The following is a 23,993-nucleotide window of genomic DNA, read 5'->3' as shown; positions in this document are numbered from 1 at the left end:
AGGATCAAACTCTCCACAAAAACGTTTCAGAAAGAAACAGGCCGTGAAAAGCCCAAACCCAACCAAAAACAAACCAACCAACACCCAAACAGGCGCCGGACTGGCAAAATCCAAAAATTACAAAGGTTCAACAACCAACCCCCAACCCGACGGGGCAAAACAAGGGGGTCGGCCAAAAAACATACGTGAAACATGTTCAACCACACCCCACGCACACTGAACCAAAACGATGACGCGATTAGTCATTGGAATTCAACCACGCCACCACCGGCACACACCCAACGGCACGCACCACACAGTGCACAAAAAGGCAGGCAAACACACCCACGCAACAAAAGTACATTGGCACACTATCGAGTTCTCAAACAACACCAGCACACCCACCAACCAGAACCAAACACGATCCCAGTCGGAAAAAGCGGCTTCGTCAGAAGCTACACAACCAACCAACCAAAGTCAAACTCACGTTAAACCCCGGTTAACCAGAACGTAACCCCTATTCACTTTATCCGTTCCCTCCAGGCGGCCGAACCGCTCGGAAGCAACGGATGGAAATATAACCACGAACCTAGAAACAACACAAAACGCCCAGGCCAGAGCGCAAATCTGGCCTGGGCGATAGCTCGTCGTAAAGCTGGGTGCTACACGCGCTTCGCTCCCGCGAAATTCTTCTTGCCGCGGCGCAGCACCAACCAGGAACCGTGGAGGAAGTCGTCCTCGGTGGGCGCCCACGCCTCATCCTCGATGCGGACGTTGTTCACGTACGCGCCACCTTCCTTGATGGAGCGGCGGGCGGCACCCTTGGAGTCCGCAAGGCCGGCGCCGACGAGCAGATCCACGATGGTGGTCTCGCCGGAGAACTCGAAGACGTCGGTCTCGGAGACAGCCGCGGCGAGGGTTGCCTCATCCAGATCCGAAAGCTCAGCACGGCCGAACAACGCCTGGGAGGCGAGCTCGACGGCTTCGCGCGCCTCGACGCCATGCACCAGATCAGTCATCTCCTGGGCAAGGCGGCGCTGCGCCTCGCGCTTGAACGGACGCTCCTCCACCTCAACCTCGAGGCGGGCGAGCTCCTCCTGGTCCAGGAAGGTGAACCAGCGCAGGTAACGGATCACGTCGGCGTCGGCGGTGTTGACGAAGTACTGGTACCAGGTGTACGGGCTGGTCATCTCCGGGTCGAGCCACAGCGATCCGCCGCCGGTGGACTTGCCAAACTTCTTGCCCTCGGAATCGGTGACCAGCGGAACGGTCAGCGCGTGGGTCTGCGCGCCGTCGATGCGACGGTTCAGGTCCACGCCCGCAACCAGGTTGCCCCACTGGTCGCCGCCGCCGATCTGCAAGATGCAGTCGTGTTCGCGGCGCAGCTGCACGAAGTCGTTGGCCTGCAGCAGCATGTAGGAGAACTCGGTGTAGGAAATGCCGTCGTTCTCCAGTCGGCGCTTGACCGTCTCGCGGCCCAACATGGTGGACAGCGAGAAGTGCTTGCCGATGTCGCGGAGGAACTCGATCACGCCGAGGTCCTTGGTCCAGTCGTTGTTGTTGACCAGCTTCGCGGCGTTGTCGCCGTCGAAGTGCACGAAGCGCTTGAGCTGGCCGGAGATGCGATCTGCCCAGTCGCGCACGGTGTCCGCGGAGTTCATGGAGCGCTCCCCCACGTCGCGCGGATCGCCGATCATGCCGGTGGCGCCGCCGGCGAGCACGATCGGGGTGTGGCCGGCCTCCTGGAAGCGCCGCAGCATCAACAGCGGCACGAGGTGGCCGGCGTGCAGCGACGGACCCGTCGGGTCGAAGCCGCAGTACAGCGTGATCGGTGATTCGGTCGCCTCGCGCAAGTTATCCAGGTCGGTGGACTGGTTGATCAGGCCGCGCCAGGTCAGCTCATCAATGATGTTGGTGGAAGTCATGGTCGCTTTCTTCTAGTTCGCTGGGGTGTAGGGCTCTGCTTCGTCGATGAGCAGAACCGGGATGCCGTCGTCAATGCGATAGGCAATTCCGAGGCGTTCGTTGACCAAGAGCTGCTGTTCTTGGTTGTACTCCAGCGGGCCCTTGTCCTTGGGGCACGCGAGGACGCTGAGAAGCTTCGGATCCAGACTCATAGTTTCGGATCGTACCCGTCGCCGCCGCGGTAGCTGTCGTCGAGTCCGGGCAACTCCCCGAACTCCTCTCTTAAAAACTGCGCCTGGGAGTCCATCGCCCGCAGGTTGTCGTCCAATATGCCTTGCCGCACCCGTCCTGCCGCGCGCGTGAGTGTGGTCAAAGAGTCCACAACCACCCGCACCGCGGAGGCGTCGCGGTACTGCGGGGCATCGAGGTACGTATCGACGACCTCCGGGTAGTACACCTTCACCACATTCCATATCGTCTGGCGGTGCTCCGGGGTAGGTTCCAAGTGCTCCCACTCTGAGAGCACAAACCGGACAGTGTCTTCGAGCGCACGCGCCTGCGCCATCACCTGGCGCGGCGGGCGGGCACCGCCCAAACGCCTGGAGGTCTCCTGCAGCGAGCGCTCCAGCACAACCGGGGTGGGCTCCGCCGGCGCGGGCGGCAACTCCTTGGGTTTGCGCGACGGGGTCAGCGTTGCGCCTGCGCCGTAGGCCGCCAGAGCCGCCACCGGCCAGTAGACGCCGATGCCCACCACCAGGTGCAGCACGACCACTAGGATGGCGAGCACCAGCCCGACCTGGTTCTTCCGCGACGCGAAGTAGCGTGCGGCTGGGTTGCCGGAAGGATTATTGGAAGCCACGGATCTCCTTAAACGCCGCCGCGAGGTCGCCGCCGAGCGCGTCAAACACTTCGCCGCCGGTCAGCTCCGCTAGTTCGCGCATCTCCGATTCGCTCGCGTCGCCGTAGAGGATCACGAACACCGGCACGGAGCGCTGCGCCGCCGGCAGCTGCTCGTACTCCTCCTTGAACCCGGAGAAGCGGGGGCCGACGGTGTCTTGACCGTCACTGAGCAAGACTATCGACGGAATCCCGCCGGCCGGATCCGTCTGGCGCAGCGCTTCCAGCAGCGTCTGGTACATCGCCGTGGAGCCGCTGGCGCTGAGCCCATCCACGTATTTCGTCAGCTCCGCGGCCGCAGCCGGATCCTCGTGGGAGAACCGCGCCGTCACGGGAGCATTCGGCCTACTGTCAAAGGACTGCAGTGTGACGTTCTCCCGGTCGCGCAGGGAGACGTCGCCGGTGAGGGTGGAGGCGGAGCCGTCGATAAGCGAATGCATGATGTCCTTCAGCGAGGCGATGCGCTCGCCCTCCATCGAGCCCGAGGTGTCCAGCACGAATGTGGTGGTGCCGGGCTGGCGGTAGGAGTTGTCGTAGGCGTACAGCAGCTCATCCACCACGCCTTGGTTCGCTGGGAACGGCAGCTCGATGACCTGCTGGCCTGCAATCTCCGCTGGCAGGTTGTCCACCTGGGTCACCGGCCTGCGGAAGGTGTCCGCGAGCTCTGCCTGGTGCTCGAGGAGCCAATTCGCAAGCTTGTCGACGCGATCCCGCGCGTCCGCATTCGCCGGCTGCGCGAGCGCGGAGAGGGGGTAATCCGCGGAGATCACACCGTCCGCTGGAACCACGACCTCGATGGGCTGGCCCTGCTGACGCATTTGGTGCAGGGTGGACTCGTAGTTGACGATCGCGTCCGCGCGCTCGGGGTCGTCGGCGAACGCCTCCGCCAACCACCCGGAGGACCCGGAGACCATGGATTGGGCCTGGAACAGCTGCTGAAGGCGCGGGCCGACGCGCTCCAGATCCGCCGGCGCGATGGCGTCGCCGGTGTCCGCCAGCGCGGTGGCCACGGCGACCAGCGCCGAGAAGCCGGAGTTGGACGCCTGTGGGTTGGTCATGCCGAAGCTGAACTCGCCGGCCTCCGCGGCCTCGGCGAACTCCGTCCACGTGGGCTGCTTCGTATCCCAGCCGAGGCGCTTGGCGCTGTCCTCCCACACGCCGAAGGCGACGGGGCTGGTGGCGATCTTCGTCTCGCCGTCCAGCTTGTCGGTGGCGCCGATGAGGTTTACGTAGCGGTTGGTGGCGAACCAGGTGGCGTCCACCTCCCCGTCGAAGTCACCGCGCTTGAGCGTCTGCGAGTTGTCCAGGGTGCCGCCGGGGAACTGCATGTCGATGGAGAAGCCGAGGTCCTTGGCCGCTTGGTCGACCAGTCCCTCGAGGTCCTTCAGCTCTGTGGCGGCGACGATGGTCAGGTCGGCCGGGGTACCGGAGCCGGAGCCCGACCCGGAACCGGAGGAGCCAGAGGTGCCGCCCTCGAGCGAGACGCACGAGGCGAGCATGAGCGACATCAAGGCGGCAAGAGCTACGAAAAGGCGTTTCACTGGTCGTCCTCCTTCACCGGTGCGGGAGCTCCGGCGTAGCGTTGTCCCACTCCGTCGATGAGCTGCTCGAGCCTGTCGTAGGAGGGCGGGTCGATGGAATTGACGTAGTCGGAAGGCGCGTCGAGGCCGCGGTCCTCGAGTTCTTGCGCCAAGCTGCCGGAGTTTGCGGGGCGGAACCCGTGGCGGGCTGCGAGCTGCTGCAGCTGCGGGTCGTTCGACAGCAAACGCCCCAGCTCCTTGCCATCTTCCGAGACACCGACGATGCCGTGGTTCGCAAGCACGGTGGGGCTCAAGTGCAGCAGCACCATGTCGTCGCGGATGCGCGAGTTCGGCCGCATCTGCTCCCCCAAGAACTGCGCCTCGTAGACCATCACCATGGGCGCTGCCCCCATGCCCTGGCTCAGGTAATCGGTGAACGGTCCCGAGGAAGACGCCTCGCTATAGCCTTGCGCGGTGAAAAACGGAGCGATCTCGTCGATGAGGTACCCGACGTCGTCCCGGCGCTCCGGGTCGCGCTCGGCCACCTCCCACGCCAGAAGCGACAGGTACATCGCCGCGGAGTTGGAGGTGCGTATGTCGGTGGAGCGGATCTGCACATTGCGTGGCGACGGGTACGACTCGCCCAGGTCCCGCCAACGCTTTCCGGAGCGGGCCAGGTCCATGTATGTGTTCAAGTCCAGGGTGTACGCACCGTTTTGCTCGCTTACCACGCCTTCCGCGACAAGCAGATCGGCGATCGTCTTCCAGCTCGCCACCGCCATCGGAGTAAAGAACGGGAAGTCCACGGAGTAGCCGCCGCCCTGCTCGCGCACCTTCTGCGTCGCTGGCGCCGAGGAGGGGAACACGAAGTCCTGCTCCGCAATATCTGTGGTGGTGGCGATCTGGCGCGAGCCGGCAGTGGTGACGCTGACGCTGTATCCCAGCTCCTCCAGCCGTGCCACCACGTCGGGGTCTTCGAAGTAGGCCCGCTTTTCCGAGCCGATCACGCCGTGCAGCTGCGTCAGCTTGCCGCCGGGCCCGCCGACCGGTCCCCCGCTGTCCCCTCCGCCGAAGGGCAGCAGTCCCCGTCCCAGCGCGACGGCGGCGATGACCACCCCAACTAAAATGACGCCAAGCACCACGGAGACTTTCCGTCCCCGGGGCTTGGCGTCATGGCTGCTCGGCACATTCATATCTCACATGCTAAATGGCCAGGCCGAGATGCGCGCCGCAATCGACGAACTACTGCGGGCGCACCGGCGCCTTCGCCCACTCGCGGGCGGCCTTGTTCGCCTCGCGCACACGCTCGCGCTGCTCCTCCACTCGCGGGCGCGCGGTGCCGCCGCGGGTGTCGCGGGACGCCACAGCACCGTCAACGGTGAGCACCTCGCGGACCTCCGGAAGCAGTCGCTTATCGACGCTTTGCAGTTCCTCGTCCGTCAAATCGACCAGATCCACGCCGCGGGACTCCGCGATGCGAACGCAGGCACCGGACGCCTCGTGGGCCTCGCGGAACGGCACGCCCTGGCGCACCATCCACTCGGCCAGATCCGTCGCCAGCGTGAAGCCTGCCGGGGCGAGCTCGCGCATGCGGTCTTCGTGGAAGGTCAGCGTGGACACCAGGCCGGTGAACGCCGGCAGGAGGATGGACAGCTGAGTCACGGAATCAACCAGCGGCTCCTTGTCCTCCTGCAGGTCGCGGTTATACGCCAGCGGCATTGCCTTGAGCGTGGCCAAAAGCCCGGTGAGGTTGCCAATCAAGCGTCCAGCCTTGCCTCGGGCGAGCTCCGGGACATCCGGGTTCTTCTTCTGCGGCATGATCGACGAGCCCGTGGACCACGCGTCGTGCAGGGTGACGTAGCCGAACTCCGGCGTGGACCAGGCGATGATCTCCTCGGCGAAGCGGGAGACGTCAATGGCGATCTGCGCGAGCACGTACGCCGATTCGGTGGCGAAATCGCGCGAGGCGGTGCCGTCGAGCGAGTTATCTGTGGCGGACTCGAAGCCGAGCTCCTCTGCGATCGCCTCTGGGTCCAGGTGCAGCGAGGACCCTGCCAGCGCACCCGAACCGTAAGGCGAGACCGCCAGGCGCTTGTCCGCGTCCTGGATGCGCTCCAGGTCGCGCAGCAGCGGCTGGGCGTGCGCCAGAAGCGAGTGCGAGAGCAGGATCGGCTGCGCGGCCTGAAAGTGGGTCTTTCCCGGCATGATCGCGTCCGGGTGGGCCTCCGCCTGCTGGACAATCGCGTCGATCAGGTCAGAGACGTCCTGCGCCACGCCGCGGAGTGCATCGCGCAGCCACATGCGGAACATCGCCGCGACTTGGTCGTTGCGGGACCGGCCCGCGCGCAGGCGGCCGCCGACCTCGGGGCCGACCCGGTCGATCAGGCCGCGCTCCATCGCGCCGTGCACATCTTCGTCCGTGGGCAGCGGGCCGAACGAGCCGTCAGCGACATCGCGGCCGAGCTGGTCGAGGCCGTCGAGCATCACCGTCAGGTCTTCGTCGCTAAGCAAACCTGCCCTGTTGAGCACCTTCGCGTGCGCCTTTGACGCCAGCACGTCGTACGGCGCGAGCACCCAATCGAAATGCGTGGACACAGACAGGGCGAACATCGCCTCCGACGGGCCACCGGAGAAACGGCCGCCCCACAGCGCGCCCTCATTAGTCTTGTGCTGCTGCATCTATTACTTCTCCTGGTCGGCGCCAGCGGCACGATCGCGCTTGTTGGCGATCTGGGAGGACAGACCGTGCAGGCGCACAAAGCCCTTGGCCAGGGTCTGGTCGAAGGAATCGCCGGTGTCGTAGGTGGCCAGGTTGAAGTCGTACAGGGAGTGGTTGGAGCGGCGGCCGTTAACAGTGGCGGTGCCGGCGTGCAGCACCATGCGGATGTCGCCGGTGACGTGCTCCTGAGTGGACTCGATGAACGCGTCCAGGGAACGCTTCAAAGGGCCGAACCAGAGACCGTCGTAGACCTCCTCGGACCAGCGGGCGTCGATGAGGCGCTTGTAGCGGGCCAGCTCGCGCTCGACGGTGACGTCCTCAAGCGCCTTGTGCGCGGTGATCAGTGCAACCGCGCCCGGTGCCTCGTAGACCTCGCGGGACTTGATGCCCACCAGGCGGTCCTCCACCATGTCCAAGCGGCCGATGCCCTGGGCGCCGGCGCGGCGGTTCAGCTCCTCGATCGCCTCGAGAACGGTGACCTTGCGGCCGTCGATGGCCACCGGCTTACCTGCCTCGAAGGAGATGATCACCTCGTCCGGGGCGTTGCCCAGCGCCGGGTCCTCGGTGTAGGCGTAGAGGTCCTTTGTCGGCGGGTTCCACAGGTCCTCCAAAAAGCCGGTCTCAACCGCGCGGCCCCAGACGTTTTGGTCAATGGAGAACGGGGACGCCGCGGACTGCTCGATGGGCAGGTCCTTGCCCTCGGCGTACTCGATGGCCTTGTCGCGGGTCCAGGCGTAGTCGCGGGCCGGGGCGATGATCTCCAGGTCCGGGTCCTGGTTGAGGAAGCCGACCTCGAAGCGGACCTGGTCGTTGCCCTTGCCGGTGCAGCCGTGAGCGACGTGGGTGCCGCCGAACTTGTGGCCGGCCTCTACCAAGTGCTTAACAATCAGCGGGCGAGAAATTGCGGAGACCAGCGGGTATTCGCCCTGGTACATGCCGTTGGCCTTGATGGTGGGCAGGCAGTACTCCTCGGCGAACTCATCCTTGGCGTCCACGACGATGGACTCCACAGCGCCGCAGTCCAGCGCACGCTGGCGCACAGACTCCATGTCCTCGCCTCCCTGGCCCAGGTCCAGCGAGACGGCGATGACCTCGCCGCCGGTCATTTCGGCGAGGTAGGGGATGGCCACAGAGGTGTCCAGTCCGCCCGAGTACGCGAGCACAACGCGGTTAGTCATGGTGAAAGCTCTCCTTCGATTTCCAGGACGATTCAGAATTATTCAGTGTATGTAAAATTATGCGATTGGTGCAGCGATGTCTATTCGCCGACGTTTTCCTTCAGCCCGAACAGCTGCTGCGCCAGCTCTTTGCCGGTGAGCGGCTCGCGGGCGAGCACGAACACCGTGTCGTCGCCGGCGATCGAGCCGACCACCTGGTCCAGCCCCACGCGGTCGATGTAGCTGGCCAGATACTGGGCCGCCCCGGGCGGCGTGCGCACCACGGCAAGCTGCCCGGAGTAGTCCACGGAGACCACCAGCTCCTCGATCATGCGGCGCAGCTTCTCGCGCGGGCCGGAGTGCGCCGTTTCCAGCGAGTCCGCCTCCGAGCCGACTGTGTAGTAGGCGCGCCCGCCCGCACGGGGGCGCACCTTCTTCGCGCCGAGCTCATCCAGGTCTCGCGAGAGCGTGGCTTGGGTGATGTCGATGCCTTCGTCCAGCAGCAGCTCAGACAGCTGCACCTGGGAGGACACGCGGGTTGATTCGAGCAGCTCGAGGATTCTCGCCTGCCGCGCGGTGCGGGATACAGGTTGGGTCATACTTGGTGCTCCAAAAGCCAGGCCAGCAGCGCCTTTTGCGCGTGCAGGCGGTTTTCCGCTTCATCGAAGACGCGCGATTGCGGCCCGTCGATGACCTCCGCGGCGACTTCGCTCCCGCGGTACGCGGGAAGGCAATGCAAGAATATTGCATCCTCCGCCGCACGCGACATCAGGGCAGCATCCACCTGGTACGGCAAAAACGGCGTGCGGCGGTCCTTGCCGTCGGCCTCCATACCCATGGACACCCACGTGTCCGTGATGACCACGTTCGCGCCCTCCGCGGCCGCGATATCCGAGGTCACGGCGACTTTCGCCCCAGTTTCCTCGCTGCGGCGCCGTGCGCGTTCGACGAACTCCTCGCGTGGCTGGAAGCCATCCGGGGCGATGACGGTGATGTCCACGCCGGCGGTGGCAAACCCGATGAGGTAGGAGTTGGCCATGTTGTTGTCGCCGTCGCCCAGGTAGACAGCTTTGAGTCCCTTCAGCCCCGCCGGGCCCTCGCCTGGGCAGAAGTTCTCCACCACCGTTTGCAGGTCGGCGAGAATCTGGCACGGGTGCAGGTCGTCTGATAGCGCGTTGATGATCGGCACGGTGGCGGTTTCCGCCATCTCCAGCAGGTTGTCGTGGGCATAGGTGCGCCACACAATCGCCTCGACAAACCGCGACAGCACCGCGCCGGTGTCCTGGTAGTTCTCCTTCGTGCCCATCTGCGAGTTGCCGCTTTCGGTCACAATCGCGTGCCCACCGAGCTGTGCGATACCAGCGTCGAAGGAGTAGCGGGTGCGGGTCGATGTTTTGTCGAACAGCACCGCGACGGACCTCGGCCCTTCCAGCGGCCGACGCGAGAATGGGTCGCGCTTCAGCTCCGCGGCGAGCGTGAGCACCTCGGCTTGCTCGCTGGGCGTCAGATCGTCGTCTGCCAGGAAGTGTCTGACCATCGGTTTAGCTCCGTTCTTTCGCTGTTGCAATCGCGCCGGCGAGGCGCTTCATCGCTTCTTCAATCTCATCGTCGGTGATTACCAGGGGCGGTGTCAGGCGGATGACGTCGTCTCCCGGTGCGTTCACAATCAGGCCGTTTTCAAGCCCATGCTTGACGACGCGCTTCGCCACCGCCTCATCCAGCACCACCCCGAGCATCAGTCCGCGCCCGCGGACCTGCGCGACACCGGGGATCTGCGAAGCGGCGTCGCTAAGCAATCGCCCCTTGCGGCGCACCTCGGCGAGGAAGTCTTCGTCGATCACCCCGAGTACGGCTTTAGCTGCGGCGCAGGCGACGGGGTTGCCGCCGAAGGTGGTGCCGTGCGAGCCCGGGGTGAACAGCTCCGCCGCCTTGCCACGGGCGATGGTCGCGCCGATGGGCAGTCCCCCGCCCAATCCTTTGGCCATGGTGATCACGTCCGGCAGGATGCCTTCGTGCTGGAAAGCGAAGAAGTCGCCGGTTCGTCCGACGCCGGTTTGGACCTCGTCGGTGATGAAGAGGATCCCGTGGGCGTCGCAAAGTTCCCGCACCGCTTTGAGAAAGCCTTCCGGCGCGGGGATGACGCCCGTTTCCCCCTGGATGGGCTCCAAGATGATCGCGGCGGTGTTGCCCGGGTCCTGCTGCACCAGGGCCTCGAGTGCCTCGATGTCGCCGTACGGGAAGAACTCGACGCCTGCCGGCATGGGTTCGAACGGTGCCCGCTTGTCCGGCTGGCCGGTCAGCGCGAGCGAGCCCATGGTGCGGCCGTGGAAGCCGCGCTCCGCGGCGAGGATCCGGCGGCGGCCGGTCAGGCGCGCGAGCTTGAAGGCGGCCTCGTTGGCCTCGGCGCCCGAGTTGCAGAAAAACACCCGCGCGGTGTCGTCGCCGACCCGGGCTCGCAAGGCTTCCGCGACCTCCACCACCGGCTTAGAGCCGAAGAGGTTGGACACGTGGCCAAGCGTCGCCACCTGGGCGCTCACCGCCTCGACGACGGCCGGGTGCGCGTGGCCGAGTGCGTTGACAGCGATGCCGGCGAGCATGTCGATGTAGGTATTGCCATCCGCGTCCGTCACCGTGGAGCCTTCGCCGGAGACAAGCTCCACCGGCGGCGCAGGGTAGGTATCTAGCAGCGCGTTAGACCAGCGCGAAGAAAACTCGCTCATGCGTCGTCCTTTCTGAAAATTGTGCCGTCCGGGTAGTGCGCGCGGTCGTAGTCGTCCGGCAGCACCATGGTGCCCACGCCGCCCATGGTCAAAAGCTCCAGCAGCACGGAGTGGGCCACGCGGCCGTCGATGACGTGCGCCGCCTTCACCCCGCCCTGGACCGCGGTGAGGCAGGCCTCCATCTTGGGGATCATGCCGGTGTCCAAGCCGGGCAACATCTTGGCCAGCTCGCCCGCCTCAATCTTGGACAGCAGCGAGTCCTTGTTTGGCCAGTCCGTGTAGAGACCCTCGACGTTGGTGAGTACCACGAGGCGCTCGGCGCCGATCGCGGCGGCGAGCGCACCCGCGGCCTCATCAGCATTGATGTTGTACACCTCGCCGTGCTCCCCCGGTGCGATGCCCGAGACCACCGGGATGCGGCCGGCCTCGATGATGTCCATCACCGCTTCCGGGTTCACGTCCGTGATCGTGCCCACCAGGCCGATGTCCTGGGGCTTACCGTCGACGACCACCTCGCGCTGCTTAGCGGTAAACAACCCGGCGTCCTCGCCCGAAGTGCCCACCGCGTAAGGCCCGTGCGAGTTGATCTTGCCCAGCAGATCCCGGCCCACCTGGCCGAAGAGCACCATGCGCACCACGTCCAGGATCTCCGGGGTGGTCACGCGGAATCCGCCGATGAACTCTCCGCCGTCCAGCCCCAAGCGGGCGAGCATCTGAGTGATCTGCGGTCCGCCGCCGTGCACCACCACGGGTTTCGCGCCCACGGTGCGCAGGAAGACCATGTCGGCTGCAAAAGCGGCTTTCAGGTCCTCGTCGATCATGGCGTTGCCGCCGTACTTCACCACCACGATCTTGTCCCGGTAGTGCTGCAGCCACGGCAGCGCCTCCGCCAGCACGGTGGCGCGCTGCTCGTTGGTCAAATTCGGCATCATCTCGCGCACCTCCTAGCTGGTGTAGGCCGAGTTGATCTCAACGTAGGCGTGCGACAGGTCCGTCGTGCGCACCGTCGCGCGGCCCTCGCCGCCGGTGCCCAGGTCCACCACCACCGCGATGTCCGCCCCACTCAGATCCACGTCCCGCGCGCCGGGCACTGCACCGGAGTACTCGCAGACGGTGTGCCCGTTGAAGGTCACCGAGATGTTGTCCGCATCCATCTCCGCGTCCGCCATGCCCACGGCGGCAAGCACGCGGCCCCAGTTCGGGTCGGAGCCGAACATCGCCGTCTTGACCAGGCTGTCGCGGCCGATGGTGCGCGCGGCGTGAAGCGCCTGTTCGTCGTCTGCGGCGCCTTCGACGGTGATGCTCACGCGCTTGGTCACACCCTCCGCGTCGGACTGCATCATCGCCGCCAGCTGCACGCAAGCCTCGTGCACCGCGGCGTCCAGCTCGTCCTGGTCCGGGCTCACCCCGCTTGCGCCGTTGGCCATCGCGATGACGGTGTCGTTGGTGGATGTGGATCCGTCGATGTCCAGGGTGTTGAAGGTGGTTGCCGTCGCGCGCTCTAATGCGGTCTGCAGCGCCTGGGCCTCCACCTTCGCGTCGGTGGTCAGGCACACCAGCATCGTCGCCAGCGACGGCGCCATCATGCCCGCGCCTTTGCCCATGCCGCCGACAGTCCAGCCGTCGCCCTTGACCAACACTTCCTTAGCGACGGTATCTGTAGTGCGGATGGCCTCGGCCGCGTCCGCGCCGTGGTCGCCGAGCTGATTGACCACGGCTGCGATGCCGCTCTCAACCTTTTCCATCGGCAGCAGATCGCCGATGATGCCGGTGGAGCAAACGGCCACCTGCGCGGGCTCCGCGCCCACGCCTTCGGCCGTAAGCCGCTGCATAGTTTGCGCGTCACGCAGCCCCTGCTCGCCAGTGCAGGCGTTGGCGTTGCCGGAGTTGAACACTACCGCCTTCAGCTCGCCGGAGGACACGGCCGCGCGGCTGACTTTCACGGGCGCGGCGAAGACCTTGTTGCGGGTGAAAACAGCGGCCGCAGCGTATTCGGGGCCGTCGTTGACCACGACGGCCATATCCGGTTTACCGGATGCTTTCAGGCCCGCGCTTGTGGCGGCGGCGGAAAAGCCTTGAGGTGCGGTGACTCCAAGAGTGCTCATGATGGAGGGGTCCTTTCAGGAAAAGAGGTAAGGGGTGTCTCGTCGGCGGTTACGGAGCCACCGCGGCTCGCGACAGACCCGCCCCCTCTTCGAAGCGGAGCGCAAGGTTCATGCACTGCACCGCCGCTCCCCCGGTGCCCTTGGTCAGGTTGTCGATAGCGCTGGTGGCCACAACCTTGCCAGCCGCCCCATCAACCTCGACCTGGACGTGGCACATGTTGGAGCCCACCACGTGCTGCGTCTGCGGCTGCTGGCCGACAGGCCGCAGGCGCACGAACGGTTCCTCGGCGTAGGCGTTTTCGTAGGCCGCGCGCACCGACTCCGCGTCCGCGCCCTGCGCCAGCGGCGCGGTAACGGTGGTGAGGATGCCGCGCGGCAGCGGCGCGAGCACCGGCGTGAAGCTCACGGTGACCTGGCCGTCCGCGACCTCCTCGAGGTTCTGCGCAATCTCCGGTGTGTGCCTGTGCGCGCCGGCGACGCTGTAAGCCTTCAGCGAGCCCATCGTCTCCGCGCCGAGCATGTCCACCTTGGCCTTCTTGCCGGCCCCGGACACGCCTGTGATAGCCACCACCGTCAGATCCGGCTCGACCAATCCAGCCTGCACCGCCGGCCATGCAGCCAGCGTGGCCCCGGTGGGAAAGCACCCGGGAACAGCGATGCGAGTTGCCTTTGCGACGTCCTCCCGGTGCCCCGGTAACTCCGGCAGACCGTACGGCCAGGCTCCCGCGTGCTCCGAGCCGTAGTAGGCGCGCCAGGCATCAGCGTCGCGCAGGCGGAAGTCGGCCGCGCAGTCGAGCACGGTCACGTCCTCGCCGAGTGCGGCGCCGATGGCCGCGGAGTGGCCGTGCGGAAGCCCCAAAAAGACCACGTCATGGCCGGAGAGCACCTCGACGGTGGTCTCTACGATGACCCGGTCGGCCAGCTCCGGCAGATGCGGCATGAGCTCGCCGACACTCTGGCCGGCGTTGGACGCACCGGTGAGCGCGCCGATCTCCAGCTCTCCCGCGAGATACGCCGGGTGGCCCAGCAGCAGGCGGAGAATCTCACCGCCCGCATAGCCCGTGGCCCCCGCGACCGCTACTTTGACAACCTTGCCTTCTGACATGGCCGCAAGTGTATCAGTTATGCAGTCGCGTGGAAGTTATTCACGGATATATATTTAGCCGCGCATTTCTGCGCCGAAGCGCTCCTTGGCCAACTCGGCTGCCTTCAGGCGTGCCTCGGATGCCTCTTCCTCGGTCAGCGTGCGGTCCGGGGCACGGAACGCCAGACCGAACGCGAGCGACTTCTTGCCTTCGCCGAGGTTGTCGGAACGGTAGACGTCGAAAAGCGTGACTGCTTCGACGAGCTCGCCCGCACCCTCTTCGACTGCGCGGCGCACGTCCTCGGCGGCCACGGCCTCGTCGACGACCAGCGCGATATCCTGGTTGAGCAGCGGGAACGCGGACAGACGCGGCGCAGGCAGACGCTCTGCCAGCGGGATGGCGGTCAGATCGATCTCCATCGCGCAGGTGCGCGCCGGCAGGTTCAGCTTCTCCAGGATCTGCGGATGCAGCTCGCCGGCGTGGCCGACAACCTCGCCGTCAACCTTGAGCGCCGCGCAACGGCCCGGGTGCCACGGCAGGTACTCGGCAGCCTCAACATCCAGGTCGACGCCGCAGACGCGGGCGACGAGCTGGGCGGCCTCGATAGCATCCGACCACTCGTAGGCGCGACCCTTGCCCCACGGGCCTTCCAGTTCCGTGTTGCCCAGTGCCACGGTTGCGGCGTGCAAGTGCTGCTTCGGCAGCGACTCGACGAGCTCCGCAACGACCTCGTCCGCAGGGCGCTCCGACACGTCCGGCAGCGGCGAGACGTCAGCGCGCTTCTCCGAGGTCTGCGCCACCGAGTAGATGGCCACATCCCCGCGGCCGCGCGCGACGTTTCGGCCCGCGGCCTCCAGCATCGGCGGCAGCAGTGTGGTGCCCAGGATCCCGTAGTCCGCATCCAGCGGGTTCTGCACCTTGACGGTGTTGCGGCGCGGATCTTCCGCGTCCAGGCCCCAGGTGTCGAAGGTGTCATTGGCGATAAACGGCGTGGGGATGATCTCCGCGTAGCCGGAGTACGCCAACGCGTGGGTCACCGCACGGCGGCGGCGCTGCAGCGGGCTCAAACCGCGGCCGCCGCGGGGCGTGGGCAGGATCGACGGGATGTCGTCCAGACCCTCCAGTCGCACGACCTCTTCGACCAGCTCCACCGGCACCGTGATGTCGGTGCGCCAAGTCGGCGGGGTGACCTCAAGCTCCTCGCCGTCGCCAGCAACCTCGCAGCCGACCTCCTGCAGACGGCGCACCACGGTCTCGCGTGCGTAATCCACACCGATCAGCTCGGCCGGCCGCGTCGCGCGCATCGCGATCGCATCACGCTTTTCCACGTCACCGACCAGCGTCCTGCCCGCATGAATCGTGCCACCGGCGATGTCCACCAGCAACGCGCACGCGATGTCGAGGGCGTTTTCCACGAGCTGCGGGTCCACGCCGCGCTCGAACCGGCGCGATGCCTCTGAGCTCAGCTTCAACCGGCGCGCGGTACGCGCCACGGTCAGCGGGTCCCAGGTCGCGGCCTCGAAGTGAACGTTGACCGTCTCGTCCGAAATCTCGGAAGTGGTGCCACCCATGACACCGGCCAGCGACTGAATTCCGTTGTCGTCGCTGATCACCACGTCCTGCGAGGTCAGCGTGCGTTCGACGTGGTCGAGCGTTTCAAACTTCTCGCCATCGGCGGCGTTGTGCACGCGCAGTCCACCGGCGATCTTGTCGGCGTCGAAAGCGTGCATCGGCTGGCCGGTCAACAGCATGACGTAGTTGGTCACGTCCGTCGCGGCGTTGACCGAGCGCACGCCGGCGAGCATGAGTTCGCGCTGCATCCAGAACGGTGCAACCGCGTTCGCATCGATGCCTTCAACAGTGCGCACGCCGAAACGTTTCGCCTTGGTGGACTCCTCCACGGATACCGGGATGGTCTCGCCAGACGGTGCCGGCACGCCGGAAATGTCGATGCCGGCAATCGCGGGATCCTGCGCCACGTCGGTGAACTCAAGGCCGAAGGCGGAGGCGACCTCGCGGGTCAGGCCGCGGGCGGACAGGGCGTAGCCGCGGTCCGGGGTGACGTTGACCTCGAAGACGGTGTCGTCCGAGCCCAGAATCTCGCGGGCGTCCTGGCCGGGGGTGGCGGAGCCGTCGTGAAGCGTGATGATGCCCTCGCTTTTCGCGGTGAGCCCGAGCTCGGCCGCGGAGGCCATCATGCCGGCGGAGATGTGGTCGTAGGTCTTTCGCGCCGAGATCTCGAACCCGCCCGGCAGCACCGCGCCTGGAAGCGAGACAACGACCAGGTCGCCCTGCTTGAAGTTTCGGGCGCCGCAGATGATGCCCTGCGGCTCGCCGGTGCCGTTGGCCTGTCCCACGTCCACCTGGCAGTAGCGGATCGGCTTCTTAAAGCCGGTGAGCTCCTCGATCTCGGCGACGCGCCCGATGACCAGCGGGCCGGTGACCTCTGGAAGCGGCTCGTAGCCTTCTGTTTCGAAGCCGACGCGCACGAAGCCCGCGTCGAGCTCCTCGTCGGTGGGGTTGAAGTCCTTGTTACCTGCGTTCTGCAGCAGGCGGACGAGCCAATTTTTGGAAATGAGCATTTTTCAGTGTCTCCTTTACGCCTGCACGCCGAACGGGATGGTGAAACGGACGTCGCCTTCGACCATGTCGCGCATGTCCGACAGACCATTGCGGAACTGCAGGGTGCGCTCCAAGCCCATGCCGAATGCAAAGCCGGAGTAGACCTCCGGGTCGATCCCGACGGCACGCAGCACGTTCGGGTTGACCATGCCGCAGCCGCCCCACTCGATCCAGCCTGCGCCGCCCTTCTTGTTGGGGAACCACACGTCCACCTCCGCGGACGGCTCGGTGAACGGGAAGTAGTTGGTGCGCATGCGGGTCTTCGTCTCTGGGCCGAACAGCACTTTGGCCAGGTGGTCGAGGGTGCCGCGCAGGTGCGCCATGGTCAGGCCCTTGTCCACGGCCAGCCCCTCCACCTGGTGGAACACCGGGGTGTGGGTGGCGTCCAGCTCGTCGGTGCGGAACACGCGGCCCGGACACGCGATGTAGATGGGCACGTCACGCTCGAGCATCGTGCGCACCTGCACCGGCGAAGTGTGGGTGCGCATGACCTGCTTGGAGCCCTCCTCGCCGATGTAGAAGGTGTCCTGCAGCGTGCGGGCCGGGTGGTCCGGGATGAAGTTCAGCGCGTCGAAGTTGAAGTACTCCGCTTCAACCTCTGGGCCTTCCGCGACTTCCCAACCCATGCCGATAAAGATGTCCGCGATGTGTTCGGACAGCGTGGTAATCGGGTGCATCGCACCAGCCTGGGTGCGGGAGGTGGGCAGGGTGACGTCCACCTTCTCCTCGCGCAGCTGACGCTCGCGGTGCTCCGCCTCGCGCTGCACGCGCAGTTGGGCGTACGCCTTTTCTGCGCGGCCGCGGGCCATGTTCACGAACCGACCGGCATCCTTGCGCTGATCCTTCGGCAGCGTCCCGAGTGCACGGCGGGCCTGCAGAATCGGGGCCTTCTCCCCCAGGTGCGCGCGGTGCGCCTCCTCCAGCGCAGCGAGGTCCTCGGCCGCCTCAAAGGCAGCGATCGCCTCGTCCGCCGCCCTGTTCAGGGCGTCCTCGGTCAGTTCAATTTCGGGAGTTGGGTTTGCGTTGTCGGCCACGCTTGCGTTCACCCGCACCTTTCCACAAGTGCGCTGCGCTGTTTATACAGTCCGCAGCGGTGTCGGTTCAAAAGCGTCCACCACTTTACCTATCGCTCGACACGCCGACTGCGCGAGGGCGGGCGCAGATGGACAGGCTGGCGCAACTACACCTCTGCGAGCGCCTTCGACGACTCCCACAGGCAGATACTCGCCGCGGTGGCCAGGTTCAGCGACTCCGCACCGCCCTGAATCGGGATGGAAGCGCGGTAGTCGGCGGCAGACAGGATGTCGTCGCTAAGCCCATGCGCCTCATTACCGAACAGCCAAGCGGTCGGCTGCGCGAGCGTCTCCCCCGGCTGCGCAAGGTTCACCTCGCCGTCCATGGTGGTGGCGAAGGTGGATAGCCCGGCGTCCTCGAGCTGCCCGATAACGCGACGCACGTCGCGGTCGCGCGCCACGGGGATATGGAACAGCGACCCCGCGGTCGAGCGCACCACCTTCGGCGCCTCCGGGTCCACGGTGTCGCCCGCGAAAATCACCGCGTCCGCACCCACCGCGTCTGCAATGCGGATGATCGTGCCGGCGTTGCCGGGGTCGTTGGTCTCCACGCACACCGCCACCAGCTTCGGGCGGCCCTTGAGAATCTTCGGCACGGTCCACAGCACAGGGCGGCACACCGCGAAAATGCCTGTGGATGTCACCGCGTCCGCGAGCGAATCCGCCGCCTTGTCCGTGATCGCGTGCGTGTACACATCCATGTAGCCCGCCGCCCGCACGATTTCCTCGAAGCGCTCGGCGGCAGCTTCGGTGACAAAGAGGTCGGTCGCCGCACCCGTTGCCACGGCGGCCTCCACAGCGTTCTCGCCCTCCGCCAAGAAAGCCTTTGCTTTACGACGAGCTTGCGCCCTCTTCAACTTTCCCGCATTAACCACACGCGGAGTGCGCTCTGTAAACGGCTGTTGGAAATCCAATGGCATGGCTACAGACTACGTTGCGGGCGCTACGCTGTTTGCCGTGCCTACGTTTCCGGAGCTCGTGCGCGCCCGCCTTCTCTCACCGGCGGCGCGCCCTTGGCGCATTGGCTTTGCGCTTGCAGCTCTTCTTTTCGCTCTTGGGCTGCTGGCACTGCCCGGGGCTCCAATTGCCGTTGAGTGGTCCCGATTTGCGGTGGCGCTCTATGCGGCATTTCTCATCGTCGCCGCGTTTTTCGCCCCGGTCACCGCCGGGTTGGGATACGGCTTTCTGCTGCAATTTTCCAACGTTGCTCCGGAGCACCGCAGCGCGATCATCATCATCGGCATGTTCGCGATCGCCACTGTTGTGGGGCTGCGTATTCCTGCGCGCTTTAGCCTGCCGTTACTGGCCTATCTTTGGTATCTCGCACAGACAGACTTACCCTCCGGGGTCTATTTCCCCATTTCCTTTGAAACGGCAATCTTTTTGTTCGTGCTGCTCCTTGTCGCGTGGGCAGTTGGCTGGATTCTGCGCGCGTTCCTCATCACTCGAGAACGCCAAGCAGAACGGCTAAAGGCGGAGCTGGAACGCGAAAGAGATCGAACCGTAAAGGCCTTGCACGGATCCGTGGCGTCCTCCCTGACCTCGGTTGTGCTCCGAAGCGAGGCCTTGGCAATGTCTGGTGATGAGCAGACTGCTAAGGCGGCAAAGCTCATCGCAGAGGACGCGAGGCGGTCGATGCAGGAAGTCCGCCAACTCATCCGCTTCATGCGTTCTGACGATCCCGCGGCATTGAATGAGGACACAGCAACTCGAACTCCCGCATTGAGTGAAGCCTTAAGGTCCTTTTCGGATATCTTGCGCAGTCACGGCTATACGGTCGCGGAAAGTGGTCTGCAGGGAGAGGGCCTGAATTCAATTTCGCTGCGTCACGCTCCGAGCGCGTTCCGAGAGATTCAGACCAACGTGATTAAGTACGCAGACAAGCACCGGCCAGTCATCGTCGCCGCGGTCGAGGACGACAACGACGTGCAAATCCTGGTGCAGAATTTCGGGGCTTTAGAAGCGCAGGCGGTTGAAATGAGTACCGGCGTTGGCCTGGGCGAGGTTGCTTCGCTGCTCAATGAGGACGGCGCCACGCTCGACGCCGGGTACCACGGCGAGGCATTTCGCTATCACCTCACTGTGCCGAAGGAACGAAAGTAGATCTGCCGAGCGCCCGAAGGATACTTTCGTACCGACTTCTCCCCTATGCGGGCAAACTAATTGCGCATTGTTACCGTCTGCACCCATAATTCTGTGTATCGATCTCCATCTTTCGTTGACGAAAGGATAAGCAAATGCGCAAGTTTGCTCGCCTCGCCGCCTCCGCCTTCGTTGCAACCGGCCTTCTCACCGTTGCACCTGCGTCTGCGGATGCACAGACAGTGGCGACCCCCTACGCAGCTGGCGCCATTGGCGACACCTTTGAGTGCGGCGGCATGCTCGGCCGTCTGTGGTGCTAATCGCACCGAAATGACCTCACCTGATCAGCCCATCCGGGTTTTCCTCGTTGACGATGATCCGTTGGTCCGCGAGGTGCTGAAAAGCTACCTCGACAGCGCCGAGGGCATCACCGTCGTAGAGACGGCTTCGGACGGGTCCGAAGCTTTAGACCGCATCCCCCAATTAGACGTGGATGTGGTGCTTTCGGACGTCTACATGCAGCACATGGGCGGCGCCGAGTTGTTGCGTAACCTGGTCGCGCGCGGGTCCGCACCAGCATTTTTGGCCATTAGCTCGTTGGACAATGACACCGCGATGCTCGACATCCTCGACCACGGCGGCCGTGGCTACATTTTGAAAAGCCAGCCACGCGAGGAGATCATTCTTTCGGTGCGGCAGGCTGTCGCAGGCGGCACTGTCATCTCACCAGCTGCGATGAACAAGCTGCTTCCCCATCTTTCGCAGCGTGAAGCGAAAACACCGCAGGCTGCACAGAAACAGCACTCAAAGGCCGCCATCGATGTCCCGTCTGGTGTTTCAGATACCGAACAAAGGGTGCTTGAGCTGCTTTGCGACGGCTTGAGCAACGCCGACATTGCGAAGCACCTGAACTACTCCGAGTCCACGGTGAAGAAGATGGTCTCTAAGCTGCTCTCGGCCTACGGAGTTTCCTCCCGCCTTGACCTTGTGGTCACCGTGCTCAACGGGCGCGGACCGCAGACGCAGTAGCTGCTTCCTCCGCGCTGAACGAAGGTATCGGCTTCGGGAACGAAGGTGCCAAGACTCCAAAAATTCCTTGTCACACGACAGCGACGTCCTTACGTTGACCCCTGTAAGTAACCACCCCACCTGCTAGCGACGCTGGCGGTAGCTTCACAGGAAAGGACAACGTATGACCCGTAAGACCCGACGTATCACTACCGCGCTTCTCGGCGCTCTGATGGCCGGCGCTGCCATCGCTCCCGCGAACGCAACCACCCTCGAGGAGTCCGCTCCCGAGACCCCGGCGAACAACGACAAGCTCCCGATCGTGCACACATACCGTGGCTCCGACCACCTGAAGGCCAACGTGCTTAACCCGCGCCCCGTGTGCAACTCCACCGAGGACTATCGCACCGTCGTGTACAAGGTGAAGGACAACTTCCTGCCGGTGGGCACCATCTCCACCACCAACCTTTCCGACGAGGCTATCCCGCTGCAGCAGGATCTCTCCCGCACCCAGACCGTGTCTGCTTCCGTCAACGGCTCCAAGACCGAGACTCTGGATCTCGGCGGCTCCGGCTCCAAGAAGGGCATCGAGGGCAACATCGGCTACTCCCTGGCTAAGTCCCTGGGCTGGGACGTCTCCGCAGAGCTGTCCTGGAACGTCGGCCAGACCGTGGGCCCGTACGACGTTCCGGCCGGCAACACCGGTGAGGCAACCTACGGCTTCCGCACCGTCACCATGACCGGAACCCAGCAGCGCTGCCGCCCGAACGGCACCTGGGCAACCCCGACCGCCTGGGTTGCAAACATGCCGGTAAAGAACGAGGTTCGCGTGAAGAACTTCGACACCCCGGCTGATTCCTGGGCTCCCAACAAGGGTGCTCAGACAACCGAGGTCAAGGACGAGCCGAACACTGAGTACGACAAGGACGTTGACACCCTGAACAAGGGCGACAACATCGACGACGTGGAGAAGGTCGACGACAACAAGACCGCCGACGTCAGCAACGAGGATGTCAACCTCGCCGCCGAGAACGAGAAGGCAGCAAAGGAAGAGTCCACCGACGACAAGGCCGACCACGACCTGGACCTTGAGCCGTACTTCACCGTGTCCTCCGCGAAGGCGAAGGGCTTCGCTGGTTCCGCCGCTCTGCGCGTGAAGAATGTCGGCAACGAGCGCTACTGGGGCGAGTTCCCGGCTGTGACCTTCCGCGTCGCAGTCCGCACCGAGGACGGCCCGGAGGGCGTTGACCGTCTGATCACCACCACCACCCGCGAGGGCGGCTACGCCCGTGACCTCGGTTGGGACGAGGACGAGCAGGCGCGCATCTTCGAGGTCACCCTCTCCAACCCGATCAACCCGGGTGAGGAAGCAGACCTCGTGTCCTTCTCCTTCGGCGACGGCAATACCAAGGAAGGCCGTCTGACCAACTACATCACCGTTTCCCAGACTGGCCGTCTCGAGGGCGACGATTCCGAGTACAACGACCAGGACGTCGACTCCCGCGAGGTCACGCTCGATGACTTCGGCCGCGAGAACGAGGGCATCTTCTAACACAGCTCCAAGAACGACGAAAAAGCTCCCGCCTACCCTGATTCCTCGGGGTTGGGCGGGAGCTTCGTCGTTAAGCGAAAGTGCTTTACGCAGCCTTCGGAGCGTTGACGTCCTCCGGCAGCGCGTTCTTCGCAACCTCGCACAGAGCGGAGAAGGCAGCGAAGTCGCTGACAGCCAGCTCGGCCAGGATCTTGCGGTCGACCTCGACCTCGGCCAGCTTCAGGCCGTGGATGAGGCGGTTGTAGGTGATGTCGTTCATGCGGGCAGCGGCGTTGATGCGCTGGATCCACAGCTTGCGGAACTCACCCTTGCGCTTGCGGCGGTCGCGGTACGCGTAGGTCTGGGAGTGCAGCCACTGCTCCTTCGCCTTGCGGTACAGGCGGGAGCGCTGGCCGCGGTAGCCCTTCGCGGACTTGAGGATTGCGCGGCGCTTCTTCTTAGCATTGACTGAACGCTTCACACGTGCCATGAGTCAAACTTCCTTTTCTGTTTCTCGTAATCGGTTGATTGATCGGGCAGTGCTTAGGACATGCCGAGGAGGCGCTTTGCGCGCTTGACGTCTGCCTTAGCGACGTCGGTGGAGCCGGACAGCTTGCGGCGACGCTTCGACGAGAGCTTCTCGTTCAGGTGGCGCTTACCAGCCTGCTCGCGGCGCAGCTTGCCCTTGCCGTTGACCTTGATGCGCTTTGCGGTGCCCTTGTGGGTCTTCTGCTTCATGGTGAAAGCCCTTCAGAGTGTCGATTGTTGGAACTACTTTTTGCCCTTGCGAGCCGGTCCGAAGACCATCGTCATGTTTCGGCCGTCCTGCTTCGGACGGGACTCGACAACGCCGAGCTCCCCGATGTCCTCGGCCAGTCGCTCCAGCAGGCGGTAGCCCAGCTCGGGGCGGGCCTGCTCGCGGCCGCGAAACATGATGGTGACCTTGACCTTGTTGCCCTTCTCCAGGAAGCGCTCAACATTGCCCTTCTTGGTCTGGTAGTCGTGCTCATCGATCTTGGGGCGGAACTTCTGTTCCTTGACCACGGTCTGCTGCTGGTTCTTGCGGGCCTCGCGGGCCTTCTGATCCTGCTCGTACTTGAACTTGCCGTAGTCCATGATCTTGGCCACGGGCGGCTTGGCCTTCGGGGCTACCTCGACCAGGTCGAGGTCCGCCTCGTACGCCAGCTTGCGGGCGTCATCCGTGCGGACGATGCCCACCTGCTCGCCGGACGGGCCGACGAGGCGAACTTCAGGGACGCGGATTCGTTCATTGATCCGAGCTTCAGCGCTGATGAGAACTCCTAGAGACTTAAAGAAACAATGCGTGCCGCACTTGAACCGCAATCAGGCTCATCCCACGCGAAAAACCCGCTCACCCTGACGGGTGGCGGGAGATCGTCCATGGCACGCTAAGACACACGTGTGTCTTGCGCACCGTTTGACCCGTATCCAACTCAGTTGACTGAGCGGCTTGGGGTGGGATTCACTCCTCTTGCGGCCCCCGCACCCGCATGACACGGGCGCGCTGGGCGGTGTAGGCAGCAATATACATGCCCATGCCTGCACAAACCAAATCGGCGCGCCGCAGGC

Annotated in this window: 24 protein-coding genes; 5 read left to right on the top strand and 19 right to left on the bottom strand. The window is 64.8% G+C overall.

The window, feature by feature from the left end; genetic code table 11:
- A partial coding sequence (locus QP996_RS06885) for a hypothetical protein (RefSeq protein WP_284871890.1) occupies nt 1–220 on the top strand: 220 nt, incomplete at its 5' end.
- A gap of 421 nt (nt 221–641) precedes the next feature.
- On the opposite strand, the gene tyrS is transcribed toward QP996_RS06885, so the two are convergent.
- The 16 genes from tyrS to QP996_RS06805 all read right to left on the bottom strand — a co-directional run bounded on the left by tyrS (nt 642) and on the right by QP996_RS06805 (nt 18,702).
- Nucleotides 642–1,904, bottom strand: a complete 1,263-nt coding sequence (tyrS, locus tag QP996_RS06880) for a tyrosine--tRNA ligase (RefSeq protein ID WP_284871888.1) — start codon at nt 1,902–1,904, stop codon at nt 642–644.
- A gap of 12 nt (nt 1,905–1,916) precedes the next feature.
- Nucleotides 1,917–2,096: a Trm112 family protein gene (locus QP996_RS06875; protein WP_063937290.1), complete on the bottom strand. Its 180-nt coding sequence runs from the start codon at nt 2,094–2,096 to the stop codon at nt 1,917–1,919.
- Nucleotides 2,093–2,743 (bottom strand): hypothetical protein, encoded by a 651-nt coding sequence (locus tag QP996_RS06870; RefSeq protein WP_284871887.1) that lies wholly within the window; start codon nt 2,741–2,743, stop codon nt 2,093–2,095. The genes QP996_RS06875 and QP996_RS06870 overlap by 4 nt, the downstream gene beginning before the upstream one ends.
- Complete coding sequence (locus QP996_RS06865) at nt 2,730–4,322, bottom strand: vWA domain-containing protein (RefSeq protein WP_284871885.1); 1,593 nt, start codon at nt 4,320–4,322, stop codon at nt 2,730–2,732. The genes QP996_RS06870 and QP996_RS06865 overlap by 14 nt, the downstream gene beginning before the upstream one ends.
- Nucleotides 4,319–5,494 carry a hypothetical protein gene (locus QP996_RS06860; RefSeq protein ID WP_284871883.1) on the bottom strand — a complete coding sequence of 392 codons (1,176 nt, stop codon included), beginning with the start codon at nt 5,492–5,494 and terminating at the stop codon, nt 4,319–4,321. The genes QP996_RS06865 and QP996_RS06860 overlap by 4 nt, the downstream gene beginning before the upstream one ends.
- A gap of 49 nt (nt 5,495–5,543) precedes the next feature.
- Nucleotides 5,544–6,980 (bottom strand): argininosuccinate lyase, encoded by a 1,437-nt coding sequence (gene argH / locus QP996_RS06855; RefSeq protein ID WP_284871882.1) that lies wholly within the window; start codon nt 6,978–6,980, stop codon nt 5,544–5,546.
- Between the two features lie 3 nt (nt 6,981–6,983).
- Nucleotides 6,984–8,198: an argininosuccinate synthase gene (locus tag QP996_RS06850; RefSeq protein ID WP_284871881.1), complete on the bottom strand. Its 1,215-nt coding sequence runs from the start codon at nt 8,196–8,198 to the stop codon at nt 6,984–6,986.
- An 80-nt stretch (nt 8,199–8,278) separates the two neighbouring features.
- A complete protein-coding gene (locus tag QP996_RS06845; protein ID WP_284871879.1) occupies nt 8,279–8,776 on the bottom strand; it encodes an arginine repressor in 498 nt (165 codons plus the stop codon).
- Complete coding sequence (gene argF, locus QP996_RS06840) at nt 8,773–9,714, bottom strand: ornithine carbamoyltransferase (protein WP_284871878.1); 942 nt, start codon at nt 9,712–9,714, stop codon at nt 8,773–8,775. Before argF ends, QP996_RS06845 begins: the two co-directional genes overlap by 4 nt.
- A 4-nt stretch (nt 9,715–9,718) precedes the next feature.
- Nucleotides 9,719–10,897 (bottom strand): acetylornithine transaminase, encoded by a 1,179-nt coding sequence (locus QP996_RS06835; protein ID WP_284871876.1) that lies wholly within the window; start codon nt 10,895–10,897, stop codon nt 9,719–9,721.
- Nucleotides 10,894–11,829, bottom strand: a complete 936-nt coding sequence (gene argB / locus QP996_RS06830) for an acetylglutamate kinase (RefSeq protein ID WP_502870142.1) — start codon at nt 11,827–11,829, stop codon at nt 10,894–10,896. Before argB ends, QP996_RS06835 begins: the two co-directional genes overlap by 4 nt.
- A 12-nt stretch (nt 11,830–11,841) precedes the next feature.
- Complete coding sequence (argJ, locus tag QP996_RS06825; RefSeq protein ID WP_284871874.1) at nt 11,842–13,002, bottom strand: bifunctional glutamate N-acetyltransferase/amino-acid acetyltransferase ArgJ; 1,161 nt, start codon at nt 13,000–13,002, stop codon at nt 11,842–11,844.
- A 49-nt stretch (nt 13,003–13,051) separates the two neighbouring features.
- On the bottom strand, nt 13,052–14,107 hold the full coding sequence (argC, locus tag QP996_RS06820) for an N-acetyl-gamma-glutamyl-phosphate reductase (protein ID WP_284871873.1): 1,056 nt from the start codon (nt 14,105–14,107) through the stop codon (nt 13,052–13,054).
- A gap of 54 nt (nt 14,108–14,161) precedes the next feature.
- Nucleotides 14,162–16,669: a phenylalanine--tRNA ligase subunit beta gene (gene pheT, locus QP996_RS06815; RefSeq protein ID WP_284871871.1), complete on the bottom strand. Its 2,508-nt coding sequence runs from the start codon at nt 16,667–16,669 to the stop codon at nt 14,162–14,164.
- A gap of 15 nt (nt 16,670–16,684) precedes the next feature.
- A complete protein-coding gene (gene pheS / locus QP996_RS06810; RefSeq protein ID WP_284871870.1) occupies nt 16,685–17,755 on the bottom strand; it encodes a phenylalanine--tRNA ligase subunit alpha in 1,071 nt (356 codons plus the stop codon).
- 134 nt (nt 17,756–17,889) lie between these two features.
- Complete coding sequence (locus QP996_RS06805) at nt 17,890–18,702, bottom strand: TrmH family RNA methyltransferase (protein ID WP_284871869.1); 813 nt, start codon at nt 18,700–18,702, stop codon at nt 17,890–17,892.
- Between the two features lie 37 nt (nt 18,703–18,739).
- Here QP996_RS06805 and QP996_RS06800 point away from each other — a divergent pair, with 37 nt between their 5' ends.
- The 4 genes from QP996_RS06800 (at nt 18,740) to QP996_RS06785 (ending at nt 22,424) form a co-directional block, all read left to right on the top strand.
- Nucleotides 18,740–19,885 (top strand): histidine kinase, encoded by a 1,146-nt coding sequence (locus QP996_RS06800; protein WP_284871868.1) that lies wholly within the window; start codon nt 18,740–18,742, stop codon nt 19,883–19,885.
- A 134-nt stretch (nt 19,886–20,019) separates the two neighbouring features.
- Nucleotides 20,020–20,184, top strand: coding sequence for a hypothetical protein (locus tag QP996_RS06795; RefSeq protein ID WP_284871867.1), 165 nt, complete (start codon nt 20,020–20,022; stop codon nt 20,182–20,184).
- 10 nt (nt 20,185–20,194) lie between these two features.
- On the top strand, nt 20,195–20,893 hold the full coding sequence (locus QP996_RS06790; protein ID WP_284871865.1) for a response regulator: 699 nt from the start codon (nt 20,195–20,197) through the stop codon (nt 20,891–20,893).
- Between the two features lie 163 nt (nt 20,894–21,056).
- The gene (locus QP996_RS06785; RefSeq protein WP_284871863.1) at nt 21,057–22,424 is read left to right on the top strand and encodes a hypothetical protein; all 1,368 of its coding nucleotides are present in this window, start codon (nt 21,057–21,059) and stop codon (nt 22,422–22,424) included.
- 85 nt (nt 22,425–22,509) lie between these two features.
- On the opposite strand, the gene rplT is transcribed toward QP996_RS06785, so the two are convergent.
- The 3 genes from rplT to infC are packed head-to-tail and all read right to left on the bottom strand — an operon-like array spanning nt 22,510 to nt 23,747.
- A complete protein-coding gene (gene rplT / locus QP996_RS06780) occupies nt 22,510–22,893 on the bottom strand; it encodes a 50S ribosomal protein L20 (protein WP_070473163.1) in 384 nt (127 codons plus the stop codon).
- A 53-nt stretch (nt 22,894–22,946) separates the two neighbouring features.
- Nucleotides 22,947–23,141: a 50S ribosomal protein L35 gene (gene rpmI / locus QP996_RS06775; RefSeq protein ID WP_034999913.1), complete on the bottom strand. Its 195-nt coding sequence runs from the start codon at nt 23,139–23,141 to the stop codon at nt 22,947–22,949.
- Between the two features lie 33 nt (nt 23,142–23,174).
- Nucleotides 23,175–23,747: a translation initiation factor IF-3 gene (gene infC, locus QP996_RS06770; protein WP_082855650.1), complete on the bottom strand. Its 573-nt coding sequence runs from the start codon at nt 23,745–23,747 to the stop codon at nt 23,175–23,177.
- Nucleotides 23,748–23,993 lie beyond the last annotated feature (246 nt).

Source organism: Corynebacterium sp. MSK008 (assembly GCF_030232585.1).
GTDB lineage: Bacteria > Actinomycetota > Actinomycetes > Mycobacteriales > Mycobacteriaceae > Corynebacterium.
The sequence above is the reverse complement of the archived record's forward strand: the minus strand, read 5'-3'. Positions and strand labels throughout refer to the sequence as shown.